General features: G+C 66.5%; 11 protein-coding genes. 3 read left to right on the forward strand and 8 right to left on the reverse strand.

Annotated elements, in window-relative coordinates:
• The first annotated feature begins 41 nt into the window (after positions 1–41).
• Positions 42–3,068 (forward strand): MMPL family transporter, encoded by a 3,027-nt coding sequence (locus tag G6N54_RS16795; protein ID WP_163791095.1) that lies wholly within the window; start codon positions 42–44, stop codon positions 3,066–3,068.
• Complete coding sequence (locus tag G6N54_RS16800; protein ID WP_163791096.1) at positions 3,065–3,571, forward strand: XRE family transcriptional regulator; 507 nt, start codon at positions 3,065–3,067, stop codon at positions 3,569–3,571. Before G6N54_RS16795 ends, G6N54_RS16800 begins: the two co-directional genes overlap by 4 nt.
• A gap of 4 nt (positions 3,572–3,575) precedes the next feature.
• On the opposite strand, the gene G6N54_RS16805 is transcribed toward G6N54_RS16800, so the two are convergent.
• On the reverse strand, positions 3,576–4,265 hold the full coding sequence (locus G6N54_RS16805; RefSeq protein ID WP_163791097.1) for a hypothetical protein: 690 nt from the start codon (positions 4,263–4,265) through the stop codon (positions 3,576–3,578).
• Positions 4,262–4,912: a hypothetical protein gene (locus G6N54_RS16810; protein ID WP_163791098.1), complete on the reverse strand. Its 651-nt coding sequence runs from the start codon at positions 4,910–4,912 to the stop codon at positions 4,262–4,264. Before G6N54_RS16810 ends, G6N54_RS16805 begins: the two co-directional genes overlap by 4 nt.
• Positions 4,913–4,990: 78 nt before the next feature.
• On the opposite strand from G6N54_RS16810, the gene G6N54_RS16815 reads away from it, so the two are divergent.
• Positions 4,991–6,976, forward strand: a complete 1,986-nt coding sequence (locus G6N54_RS16815) for a M13 family metallopeptidase (protein ID WP_163791099.1) — start codon at positions 4,991–4,993, stop codon at positions 6,974–6,976.
• A gap of 19 nt (positions 6,977–6,995) precedes the next feature.
• Here G6N54_RS16815 and G6N54_RS16820 read toward each other — a convergent pair whose 3' ends face one another.
• From G6N54_RS16820 to G6N54_RS16845, 6 genes are all read right to left on the reverse strand, one after another.
• Positions 6,996–9,227 carry a molybdopterin-dependent oxidoreductase gene (locus G6N54_RS16820; protein WP_163791100.1) on the reverse strand — a complete coding sequence of 744 codons (2,232 nt, stop codon included), beginning with the start codon at positions 9,225–9,227 and terminating at the stop codon, positions 6,996–6,998.
• 19 nt (positions 9,228–9,246) lie between these two features.
• Positions 9,247–9,822, reverse strand: a complete 576-nt coding sequence (locus tag G6N54_RS16825; RefSeq protein ID WP_163791101.1) for a TetR/AcrR family transcriptional regulator — start codon at positions 9,820–9,822, stop codon at positions 9,247–9,249.
• Between the two features lie 77 nt (positions 9,823–9,899).
• Positions 9,900–10,349: a hypothetical protein gene (locus tag G6N54_RS16830; RefSeq protein WP_163791102.1), complete on the reverse strand. Its 450-nt coding sequence runs from the start codon at positions 10,347–10,349 to the stop codon at positions 9,900–9,902.
• Complete coding sequence (locus G6N54_RS16835) at positions 10,337–10,699, reverse strand: TrmB family transcriptional regulator (RefSeq protein ID WP_163791103.1); 363 nt, start codon at positions 10,697–10,699, stop codon at positions 10,337–10,339. Before G6N54_RS16835 ends, G6N54_RS16830 begins: the two co-directional genes overlap by 13 nt.
• A 15-nt stretch (positions 10,700–10,714) precedes the next feature.
• Positions 10,715–12,349, reverse strand: a complete 1,635-nt coding sequence (locus G6N54_RS16840) for a solute symporter family protein (RefSeq protein WP_163791104.1) — start codon at positions 12,347–12,349, stop codon at positions 10,715–10,717.
• Positions 12,346–12,795, reverse strand: a complete 450-nt coding sequence (locus tag G6N54_RS16845) for a DUF485 domain-containing protein (RefSeq protein ID WP_232072856.1) — start codon at positions 12,793–12,795, stop codon at positions 12,346–12,348. The genes G6N54_RS16840 and G6N54_RS16845 overlap by 4 nt, the downstream gene beginning before the upstream one ends.
• Positions 12,796–12,894 lie beyond the last annotated feature (99 nt).

Genomic DNA, 12,894 nt, shown 5'->3' on the forward strand with positions numbered 1-12,894 from the left:
GCGTAAGCGAGATACTCGGGGAGCCTGAAATCCAGCAGTTTATGATGCGCCTCAGCCGCAGCCTGCGCAGGTACCGATGGTTGGTCTTCACAGGCTGGTTGCTGGCATTGGTGCCGGCGATCTACTTGGCGTTGACACAGTCCGGCAATCTCACCGGCGGTGGTTTCGAGGTCTCCGGTTCGCAGTCGCTGAAGGTCCACGATCAGCTCGAGGATCAGTACCACGACCTCGGCGCCTCGTCGTTGGCCCTGGTGGCCGCCCCCCGACCCGACGCCAGCTATGACGACATGAACAATGCCGTGGCACAGCTGCGCCAGATTGCCGGCGAATTCCCCGGCGTCACCGAGAAAACCAACCCCCTGCAGCGTCCGCCGCAGCCCGACCGGCCGTATGTGCTGACCCTGCGACTCGACGCCCGCAACGCCGGCACCAGCGACATCGCCAAACAGCTGCGGCAAAAGGTGGGCGTCAAGGGCGACCAGTCCGGGCAGACCGCGAATGGCCGGGTGCGGCTCTACGTGATCGGGCAGGGCGCGCTCAGTGCGGCTGCGGCGGCGAACACCAAACACGACATCGCCAAGGCCGAACAGTGGAACCTGCCGATCATCCTGATCGTCTTGCTCGCGGTATTCGGGTCGCTGGCCGCCGCCGCCATACCGCTGACCCTCGGCGTCTGCACGGTCGTGGTGACGATGGGACTGGTCTATTTCCTGTCCGCCTACACCACGATGTCGGTGTTCGTGACCTCGACGGTGTCGATGTTCGGCATCGCGCTGGCCGTGGACTATTCGCTTTTCATCTCGATGCGCTTCCGCGAGGAATTGCGCTCCGGGCGACAGCACCGCGAAGCGGTGGATGCGGCGATGGCGACGTCCGGGCTGGCGGTGGTGTTGTCCGGGTTGACGGTCGTCGCCTCGCTCACCGGGATCTACCTGATCAACACTCCGGCGCTGAAATCGATGGCCACCGGGGCGATCATGGCCGTCGCGGTCGCGATGCTGACGTCGACGACCTTGACGCCGGCGGCGCTGGCGACGTTCGGCCGCGCAGCCGCCAAACGATCGATGCTGCTGCACTGGTCGCGGCGACCGGAGAGCACCCAGTCCCGGTTCTGGAATCGCTGGGTCGGAGCGGTGATGCACCGGCCGTGGATCTCGTCCATCGCGGCGGCCACGGTGCTACTGGTGATCGCGGCGCCGGCGTCGTCGATGGTGCTGGGCAACAGCCTGCTGCGCCAATTCGATTCCTCGCACGAGATCCGGGCCGGAGTCGCCGGGGCATCCGAGGCGCTCGGGCCCGGCGCGCTCGGCCCGATCCAGGTGATGGTGAGCTTCCCTGACGGTGGTGCGTCCGCACCGGAGCACAGCCAGACGCTGGCCGCGATCCGGCAGCGGATGGCGCAGGCCCCCCACATCGCGTCGGTGACTCCGCCGCAATTTGCCGACGACAACAGCAGCGCTTTGCTGTCCGCGGTGTTGTCGGTCGATCCCGAGGACATGGGCGCCCGGCAATCGGTCGACTGGATGCGCGCCCAGCTACCCAAGGTGCCCAGCGACGGAACCGCGCGCGTCGACGTCGGCGGGCCGACAGCGCTGATCAAGGATTTCGACGACCGGGTATCGGAGACCGAGCCGCTGGTACTGCTATTCGTCGCGGCCATCGCGTTCGTGATGCTGTTGCTGTCGATCCACTCGGTATTCCTCGCCTTCAAGGGCGTGCTGATGACGCTGCTGTCAGTCGCCGCCGCCTACGGAAGCCTGGTGATGGTGTTCCAGTGGGGCTGGCTGAGGGATCTCGGCTTCGCCCACATCACGTCGATCGATAGCACCGTTCCCCCGCTGGTGCTGGCGATGACGTTCGGGTTGTCGATGGACTACGAGATCTTCCTGCTCACCCGCATCCGGGAACGCTTCCTGCACACCGGGAACACCCGCGATGCCGTCGCGTACGGCGTCAGCACCAGCGCCCGCACCATCACCAGCGCCGCGCTGATCATGATCGCGGTGTTCATCGGGTTCGCGTTCGCCGGCATGCCGCTGGTCGCGGAGATCGGGGTGGCGTGCGCCGTCGCGATCGCGGTCGACGCCACCGTGGTGCGGCTGGTGTTGGTTCCGGCGCTGATGGCGATGTTCGCGCAGTGGAACTGGTGGCTGCCGGGATGGCTGCGCAAGGTTCTGCCGTCGGTCGACTTCGACCGGCCGCTGCCCGAGGTCGACCTCGGCGACGTCATCGTCATTCCCGACGACATCTCGGCGCTCACCGCGCCCAGCGCAGACCTGCGGATGGTGCTCAAGTCGGCGGCGAAGCTCAAGCACCTGGCACCCGACGCCATCACTGTCGCCGACCCGCTGGCCTTCACCGGCTGCGGTCGCAACGGCAAGGACGCCGAGGAACCGCGCGGCCAGGGCCCCGGACAGATTCCGCACCAGGTCAACATCGACGACGAGGACGCCGTCGCGATCACGCTCGGCGGTGAGAAGAACGGCAGCAACGGTCAGACCAAGGCCGCGTCCGGCGCCAAGAAGCTCGTCGACGGCCTGGCCGCACGCAACGGCATCTCCCGGGCCATGCCGTGGGGCGAGCGGCCGGTGCATCCGGTCACCCTGTGGCGCGGCCGGTTGTCGGTTGCCATCGACGCGCTAGAGACCGGTTCTCGCCGCCACGATCGGCCGCAATACAAACGTCGCTGCCCGGTGGAAACCACCAATGTGCAATTGCCCACCGGCGATCGGCTGCAGGTCCCGACCGGTGCCGAGACGCTGCGCCTCAAGGGCTACCTGATCATGTGCCGTAACAGCAGCCGCGATTTCGCCGAATTTGCTGACATGGTGGACACATTAGACCCGGAAACGGCTGCGGTGGTGCTCGCCGGAATGGACAGGTATTACTGTTCTCAGCCGCCCAAGCAGCAATGGATCGCCTCCGAGTTGGTCCGTCAACTCGCGGATCCGCATCCTTGCGATCTACCCGACGATCACCGGTCGGAACCGGACACCAGGGCAGACTGGGATGACGTCAGGCAGCGCTGCCTCTCGGTGGCCGTCGCGATGCTGGAGGAGGCGAGGTGACGTTGGCAGCCGACCGTCGACGCGTACCGCCGCCCCCGGAGCCCGCCGCCGAAACTCGTCCAAATTTCGATCAGCCGGTCGAGTTCTGGCCGACCGCCGCGATTCGTTCGGCGCTGCAAGGCGGCGACATCGAAACCTGGAAGCGGATCGCCGCCGCGCTCAAGCGCGACCCGTTCGGCCGCACCGCCCGTCAGGTCGAGGAAGTCCTCGAGGGCACCCGCCCTTACGGCATCTCCAAGGCGCTGTGGGAGGTGCTGGAGCGCGCCCGTATCCACCTGGAGGCCAACGAGCGCGCCGAGGTGGCCCGCCATGTGGGGCTGTTGATCGAGCGATCCGGTCTGGCCCAGCAGGAATTCGCCGCCCGCATCGGCGTAGCGCCCGAGGATCTGGCTACCTACCTCGACGGCAGTGTCAGCCCGTCGGCCTCGCTGATGATCCGGATCCGCCGGCTCTCGGACCGGTTCGTGAAGGCGAAGCCGTCGCCCGCGCCCGACCCCGAGTGAGCCGTCAGCGAGCGTTGATCGGCAGCACGTCGGTCACCAGCCAGTCGCTGCCCCGCTTGACCAGTGCCACCCGCAACGCCGGTGCCGCCCGACTGGGTGGCTGACCTGGCGTGTTCTGGGTTACCCGCAGGATGACCGCCACGCTGGCCGCGTTGGGTCCGAGCGCCTCGACGCCGGCCGCCAGCGTCGAGGCCTGCGCCGTGACATTGCGCTGGGCGAGCTCGACGCTGGTCTTCTGATACTGCTGCTTGAAGGCGTCCGCCCGCTCGGGCACCATCATCGCCGCGGCCCGGTCGATCGAGCTGCTCGGGGCGGTCGGGCTGAACGACGCCATCGCCTCGGCCATCCCGCTGGCGACCTGCGCCACGTCGTGGGAGTCCTTCTTGAAGTCGCGGTCGGTGCTCGTCCAGTGGGTGTAACCGGTCAGCACGGCGGCCGACAGCGCGGCCGTGCACAGCACGACGACGGCCAACCGCAGTCCGGGCGCTTCGTCGTCGGTGCCGACGCTGACCGAATCGCGGCGTAGCAGCCAGAAATTGACCCCCACCCCCTCGACGATCAGCACCAACAGCACCGAGCACACCGACACCCACCACAGCGGCCAGTCGAGGATGACGCCGATCATCAGCAGCGCGCAGACCGTGGCCAACGGCGCCAGGATGTCGAAGGCCAGCAGCCGCCAGAGGTTCCTCATCGGATCGACTCCAGGTGCGAGATCATCAGCTTGCCGTCGACGTTGGAGACGTCCAGACGCAGGCTCCAGTGCACCGTCTGCGGCTTGGCCCCGACGTTCTCGCTGACCGACGTCGCGACCAGCATCACCGAATCCGTCCGGCTGGCGAACGGCGGCAGCTTGGTCGTGACGACTTCTCTTGGAGGCCTTGCGCCCTCCGGTTGGCTGTCCAGGTCGTGATGCACCGTTTCGATCGCCACCGACTCGATCCGCCCGCTGCTCTGCGACTGCAGTTTCTCCACCACCTGCCGGTAGGGCTGCACCGTCGCGTCGAAGTCGGTGTTCAGCTCGCCGACCGTGCCGTCGTGCAGGCGCTGCAGGCTGGCCTCGACGTTGGTGCTGTTCATGTTGATCAGCACGCCGGTCCAGTCGGCGGCGGTCTGCATGACGCGGCTCAGGTAGGTGCGTTCGGCCGAGTCCGCGCGGTGGTCGGACCAGATGATGCCGACGAGCACCACCGCGGCGACCGACAGCGCGCCGAGCACCGCCGAGGCGATGCCGAACGGAGAAAAAATCACCCCGTCGGGGTCGTCGGCTTCCGCCGCGCTGGCCTCGGCGTCCTGCTCGTCTACTTCGGTCGCCGGCTCGGTCTGCTCGCCGTCAGGCATGGGCGCGAGGTTACCCGGCCCCCGTTCGAGGTTGGCGCAGCAGGCGCCCGGCACGCAGGAGATGGTAAGGATGGCAGGGTGACGTATGCGGCCACCCGCTCGGGCCTGGACCTGAGCCACATCGACGAAAATGCCCGTCCCCAGGACGACCTGTTCGGCTACGTGAACGGTCGCTGGCTGGCCGACTACGAGATTCCCCCGGACCGCGCCACCGACGGCGCCTTCCGCACCCTGTTCGACCAGGCCGAGGAGCAGGTCCGCGACCTGATCATCGAAGCAAGCGGCAGCGGGGCCGCGCCGGGCACCGACCAGCAGCGCATCGGCGACCTATACGCCAGCTTCCTCGACGAGGACGCCGTCGAGCGTCGTGGCCTGCAACCGCTGCGAGACGAGCTGGCCACCATCGACGGCGCCGCCGATGCGGCGGCGCTTGCCGCCGTCGTCGGCGCCCTGCAGCGCACCGGAGTGGGCGGCGGCGTCGGTGTCTACATCGACACCGACGCCAAGAACTCGACCCGCTACCTGGTGCACGTCAACCAATCCGGCATCGGGTTGCCCGACGAGTCGTACTACCGCGACGAGCAGCACGCCCAGGTGCTCGCGGCCTATCCGGGACACATCGCGCGGATGTTCGCCCTGGTGTACGGCGGGCAAGCGTCAGACCACGCCGACACCGCGGCCCGCGTCGTGTCGCTGGAGACCAAACTTGCTGCCGCACACTGGGATGTGGTCAAGCGCCGCGACGCCGACCTGACCTACAACCTGCGCACCTTCGCACAGTTACAGGCCGAAGGAGCGGGTTTCGACTGGGCCGGCTGGGTCACCGCGCTGGGCAGCACTCCGCAGGCTGTCGCGGAAGTCGTTGTGCGCCAGCCTGATTACCTCACTGCCTTCGCAGCACTATGGGCCAGCGAGGACATCGAGGACTGGAAGCGGTGGGCGCGTTGGCGATTGATCCGCGCCCGCGCCTCGTGGCTGACCGACGCCCTGGTCGCGGCGGACTTCGACTTCTACGGCCGGCTGCTGACCGGGACCGAACAGATCCGCGACCGGTGGAAGCGCGGGGTCTCGCTGGTCGAGAACCTGATGGGCGACGCCGTCGGAAAGCTTTACGTCGAACGGTATTTCCCGCCGGACGCCAAGGCCCGCATCGATGCGCTGGTGGACAACCTGCAGGAGGCCTACCGGGTCAGCATCAGCGACCTGGACTGGATGACTCCGCAGACCCGGGAGCGAGCGCTGACCAAGCTGCGCAAGTTCACCGCCAAGGTCGGCTACCCGGCGAAGTGGCGTGACTACTCGGCCCTGGTGATCGATCGCGACGACCTGTACGGCAACTACCTGCGGGGTTACGCGGTCAACCACGATCGCGAGCTGGCCAAGCTAGGCGGTCCCGTGGACCGCGACGAATGGTTCATGACGCCGCAGACCGTCAACGCCTACTACAACCCGGGAATGAACGAGATCGTTTTTCCCGCAGCCATTTTGCAGCCGCCGTTCTTCGACGCCCAGGCCGACGACGCCGCCAACTATGGCGGGATCGGGGCGGTGATCGGACACGAGATCGGGCATGGCTTCGACGATCAGGGCGCCAAGTACGACGGCGACGGCAACCTCGTCGACTGGTGGACCGACGACGACCGCAGCGAGTTCGGCGCCCGCACCAAGGCGCTCATCGAGCAGTACGAGGCCTACGTCCCCCGCGAGCTCGACGGCGCTCATCATGTCAACGGCGCCTTCACCGTCGGCGAGAACATCGGCGACCTGGGCGGGTTGTCCATCGCGCTGTTGGCCTACCAGCTGTCGCTGAACGGCGAGCCGGCCCCGGTGATCGACGGCCTGACCGGCGTGCAGCGGGTGTTCTACGGGTGGGCACAGGTATGGCGCACCAAATCCCGTGAGGCAGAAGCGATCCGGCGTCTCGCCGTGGACCCCCACTCGCCGCCGGAGTTCCGGTGCAACGGCGTCATTCGCAACCTCGACGCGTTCTACGACGCCTTCGACGTGACCGAGGACGACGGGCTGTTCCTGGCGCCGCAGCGCCGGGTCAGGATCTGGAACTGAACCCGCTTCCGACCTCGAGCTAGACCGAGGCCAGCGCCTCGATGCGGGCCGGTACGTGTTTGTGCCACGGCGTCCCGGCATAGGAGTCGCGCCATCCGGTCGATGTCAGCGCGTTCGGGGCGACTCCCGGAACGATGGTATTTCCGTCCTCCCCGACGTAGTCGAGCCCAAAGCCGTTGGGCAGGGCCGCATGTCCGGGCAGCATCGTCTCGGTGATCTCGATGGTCGCCTCGGCGCTGCCCGCCGCGGTGGTGACCCGCGCCCGGCAGCCGTCCACGAGCCCGAGGTCCTGGGCATCCTCGACGCTGACGCGCAGCGCGCCGTCGGAGTCGCGTTTACGCCAAGACGGGTCGCGGAAAATGTCGTTGGCGGTGTAGGCGCGCCGCTCACCCACCGATAAGACGATCGGCAGCTCGGCCGTGGTCAGTTGCGGCGGCGCGGTGGCCAGCGCCCGCAAATCGCGCAGCATTTCCGGGATTTCGAGGGCGATCTTGTGATCGGAGTGGGTGATCAGCGCGAAGTCGTCCGCGTAGTCGTGCGCGGTGAACACCACCCCCGAGGGGCTGTTCAGGATCGCCTGGAACAGCGCGTTGCCGTCGGCGTGGCCGGCGCGGCGCACCGCGTCGGGGTAGGTCATCGCCGTTTTCTGCGCCAGCCCCCAGACCGCGGCGGCCCCGGCCATCCCCTCGGGCAGCGTCGGGCCCAGCGTTTCGTAGAGCACGTACGGGACCAGCCGCGCCATCGTCGGATTGCCCGCCACGGCGTTCAGAAATGCTTCGGCATATGCCTCGAGGCCGTGTTCGGCGGCCTCGCGCAGCGGCCGCAGGTCCGCGTCGTCGATCACGCCGAGCGCGCGCACCAGCCGCGTCCAGATCTCCGGCTCGGGCAGGGTCCCCGCAAGGGGTTCCAACAGCGGCCGGCGCAGGTGAAAACCGTTGTGCGGGAACTCGAAATTGAAGAACGCGGCCTCGGTCTTCTCGTACTGGGACGCCGCGGGCAACACGTAATGAGCCAGTCGGGCGGTCTCGGTCATCGCCACGTCGACGACCACCATCAACTCCAGCGATTGGAACGCCTCCCGGCACGCCGTCGAGTCGGCCAGCGAATGCGCGGGATTGGCACTTTCGACGATCATCGCCCGGAACCGGTCCGGGTGGTCGGTCAGGATCTCCTCGGGCACGACGTTGGACGGAATCAGCCCGGCGATGATCGGCGCGCCGGTGACGGGGGTTCGGCCCGACACCGTGCTGAACAGCGGCGCCAGCGACGAATGCAGGTGCTGGCCACCCTTTTTCGCGAAGTTGCCGGTGAAGATCCAGAGCAGCTTGTTCAAGTAGGAGCTCAGCGTGCTGTTGGGGGCCTGCTGAACCCCGAGGTCTTCGAACACCGCCACACTCTCGGCGGTGCCGATGCGCCGCGCCGCGGTCCGCAATAGCTCCTCGTCGACCCCGCAGCGCTGCGCGTAGTCCGCCACCGAGACGTCGCGCAACGCGTCGCGCACGGCGTCGACGCCGTGTACATGCTCGGCGAGAAAGGCTTCGTTGCACAGGTTTTCCTGAACCAGCACCGCCGCCAGTGCGGCCAGGCACCAGGCGTCGGTGCCCGGTCGCACCCGCAGGTGGAAGTCGGACATCTTCGCGGTGTCGGTGACGACGGGGTCGATCACGATCAGCGAGCGCTTCGGGTCCTTGGCGATCTCATTGAGCACCACCCGGGCCCGGGGGAAGCTCTGCGACATCCACGGGTTCTTCCCGACGAACACCGAGACCTCGGCGTGCTCGAACTCGCCGCGGGTGTGGCCGCCGTACAGCTGCCCGTCGACCCAGGCCTCGCCGGTCTTTTCCTGCGACAACGCATTTGAGCGGTACTTCGACCCCAGGGCCTTCAGGAAGGCGCCGCTGTATGCCCCACCGAGGTGGTTGCCCTGGCCGCCGCCGCCGTAGTAGAAGATCTTGTCGCCGCCGTAGGTGTCACGGATGTGCTTGAACCCCTCGGCGATCTCGACAATTGCGGTGTCCCAATCGATTTCTTCGTAGCTGCCGTCGGCGCGGCGGCGCATCGGGGAGGTCAGCCGGGCGCGGTTGTTCTGGTAGTGGTCCAGCCGCAGCGCCTTGTTGCAGGTGTAACCCTGCGACGCCGGATGGTTCTTGTCGCCGCGGATGCGCGACAGCGTGCGATCTTCGACTTGTACGACGATGCCGCAGTTGCATTCGCAGAGGATGCATGCGGTCGACTGCCATTCAGCGGCCATCGCGGGACTTCCTTTCGGGCTACTTCTTCAGAGCGGCCAGCAGCACGGCGCGCAGCTGCCGGTGGATCAGATACAGGGGCGCCACGTCGCGCCGTACCCGGGCCAACACGATGGCGCCCTCCAGCGCCGAGGTCGTCAGCACCGCCAGTTCGCTGGCCTGCGTGGCCGGGATGCCGTCGGCGATAAGGCGCGCGGCGACCTGGCCGTTCCAGCGGTCGAATACCGCGGCGGCGCGCTCGGTGACCGGGGCCATCCGCTCGCGGTCTTGCTCGTTTCCGGATTCGACGGAGACCGCGACGACCGGGCAGCCGGCCCGAAAATCGCTGTCCAGCAACTGGCGGCGGTACTTGTCGATCAGCGTGTCCAGCAGGTCGAGGCCGCTGAAGGCCTTGTCGATGACCGCCCCGACGTGCTCGCCGGCGTAATCGACCGCCTCGCAGAGCAGTTGGGTTCGCCCGCCCGGAAAGTAGTGATAGGCCGACCCGCGTGGCGCGCCGCTGTGCTCCAACACGTCCGAGATCGCGGTGGCATGGGCGCCTCGTTCCCGGATCAACAGCGCGGCAGAAACGACCATGCGCTCGCGTGGACTACGCATCGCACCCCTCTCGGCTTATGTATGATGCTATACATAACACCGGGCGGGCGAAAGTTTTCCCGTGAAATGGGCGGCAGTCAGGTGTCGGGGCGGTGCGTGGCAGGCGGATCTTCGGCGGCTTGACTACCGGCGGCCCACAGCACCTCGAACAGGTTGCGGTGCATCTCGACGTACTCGAGGCTCTCGACCACCAGGGCAAAGTTCTCGCGCTGAGACGAAATCATCGCCGCCGACGTATCGCCGATGATCATCGACATCGTGAAGAGGTATTCGGCGGGCACAAACCGGGTGCGGCGATAATCGTCGCAGCTGGTGGGCCAGCCGCCGGGCAGATCCTTCTCGGGTGACCTCAGCACATGCAGCCACAGTTGCCGCTCCCGGCGGCCGGCGATGTACTCCTCCATCGCCTCGACTCCCGGCACACTCAACAGGTCACGCATCGACAGCACGCCACGCAGCGGCGTTGGCCAGTCCAGGGTCTCGAACAACGCCGTCCTGATACCGCTCGCGCCCTCTAGATACCGCACCCGGGGAGCCGTACCGGCCTTGGCATGGAAGGCTCGCAGTTGCGGCACCACCGATTCCAGCACCCTGCGCCGCTGACCCCATTCGTCCACAACAGCCGTTGCGGATCCGCTGCCCGCACAACGGTTCTGGGGCGTCCACTGGCCTTCGGATTGTCACGATGGCTGCCACCTTCGATCAGTGTGACCAATCCACGCTGGGCGAGGCGTTTGGCGATGTCATACGCGTTGGTGCGACTGATCCGCGACGCCTCGGCGAGCTGGGCGATGGTCGCCGAGTCCATGTTGAGCGCGGCCAGATAGAACCGGGCCTCCTTCGGTTCAAGCCCGGCTTCGACGAGCTCTGCCCACATTGGGTGTCTCGCCCGTCAGTGGACGACGGCCTTTTCCACGCCGACGCCGGTAAGGGACCGAACCTCCATCTCGGCTTGCTTGGCCGGGTCCTCCGGCCGGCCTCGCCCGACGTGGGTTCCGACGATGCCCAGTGCGAATGCCAGCGGAATGCTGACGATGCCCGGGTTCGCCAGCGGAAACCAGGCGAAGTCGATGCCCGGGAACATCGCCGAGCGGTTACCGGAAACCGCGGGCGAGAAGATAATGAGCACAAGGCAACTGATCAGACCGCCATAGATGCTGAAAAGGGCGCCGGTGGTGTTGAACTTTTTCCAGAACAACGAGTACAGCAGGGTCGGCAGGTTTGCCGAGGCGGCGACGGCGAACGCCAGCGCCACCAGGAACGCCACGTTCTGCCCCATCGCGAGGATCCCGAGTACGATGGCCAGGATGCCGATCACCACCACCATGATCCGCGAGACGTGCACCTGTCGTTCCTCAGAAGCGTTGCCGCGCTTGATCACACCGGCGTAGATATCGTGGGCGAACGAAGTGGCCGCCGTGATCGCCAGGCCGGCCACTACCGCCAGGATCGTCGCGAACGCGACGGCCGCGATCACGGCGAGGAAGATCGTTCCGCCCAACTTGAACGCGAGTAACGGCGCCGCGGAGTTCTCCTTGCCGGCGGTCGCGAGTATGACGTCCGGGCCCACCAACCACGCCGCGCCGTAACCGATGGCCAACGAGAACAGGTAGAAAATCCCGATCGCGCCGATCGCCCAGGTGACCGAGCGACGTGCCTGGATGGCGGTGGGGACCGTGTAGAAGCGCATCAGCACGTGCGGCAAACCGGCGGTGCCGAGCACCAGCGCGATGCCCAGTGACAGGAAGTCCAGCTTGGTGATCGTCGTCGCCCCGTACTTCGCGCCAGGCTCCAGGATGTTGTGGCCGGCGACGGCATGGTTCTTCGAATGATCCACCACGCCTTGCGCATTGGCGAGTAGCTGGGAGAAATTGCCCCGCACCGCGATCACGACCAGCACGAAGATGATCGCCGCGCCCGTCACCAGTAGAACGGCCTTCACCATCTGCACGTACGTCGTGCCCTTCATCCCGCCGATCAGCACGTAGGCGATCATCAGGGCGCCGACGATCGCGACCACGGCCGACTGGCCCACTTCACTTTTGACATCGAGTAACAAGGCGACCAACCCGCCCGCGCCGGCCATCTGTGCGAGCAGGTAGAACAGCGAGACCGTGAGGGTCGACACCGCGGCGGCCATGCGGACGGGGCGTTCCCGCAGCCGGAAGCTCAACACGTCGGCCATCGTGAACCGGCCGGTGTTGCGCAGCATTTCGGCAACCAGCAGCAGCGCTACCAGCCACGCCACCAGGAAGCCGATCGAGTAGAGGAATCCGTCGTAGCCGTAGACCGCGATCGCGCCGGACACACCGAGGAACGACGCGGCCGACAGATAATCGCCGGCGATCGCGAATCCGTTTTGCGCCCCGGTGAATTCACCGCCGCCGGTGTAGAAATCGCTCGGCTTCTTGGTGCTGCGTCCGGCCCAGATCACCAACGCCATGGTGCCGATCACGAATACCGCGAAGACCGAGATGTTGATCACCGGATTTCCGACGTTGGCAGCGGCCGCAAGCGTAACGGTCACGCGCCCGTTCCTTCGAGCTCGGCGCGGATCTTCGCGGCCCGCGGATCGAGCGTTCGGGCGGCGAACCTCACGTAGAGTACGGTGATCCCGAAGGTCGTGACGAATTGGCCAAACCCAAGCACCACACCAAGATTGATGTGGCCCAACACCTTTGTTGCCATCAAGGCGTGCGCATACGTGGCGAGCAGCATGTAGGCCAGGTACCAGGTGAGGAAGAATGCCGTCATCGGAAAGACGAACCGGCGCAGCCGGTGCAACAGATCCTGGAACTCCGGCGAGGCTTGGATGCGTACGAAGTCGTCGAGATTCGGCGTCGACTGCGACTCGTCCCGGACGGGCGTGTCAGTCGAATTGCCTGCTTTGTGAGCATTATTCGATGGCAGCGGCGGCGCAATTGGTACGGTAGGACCGCGTTGCGTCTCGCTACTCGTTGTTGGCTGTGACACGTGAACCTCCGAATTCGGCAATACGTAGCGTTTCGAAAAGCGATGACTGTCTCAATGCGCGAGGCATCGAAAAGTGTTGTGCATCACAATAAACGGCGG

Origin of the sequence: Mycobacterium stomatepiae, from assembly GCF_010731715.1 — a bacterium.
GTDB lineage: Bacteria > Actinomycetota > Actinomycetes > Mycobacteriales > Mycobacteriaceae > Mycobacterium > Mycobacterium stomatepiae.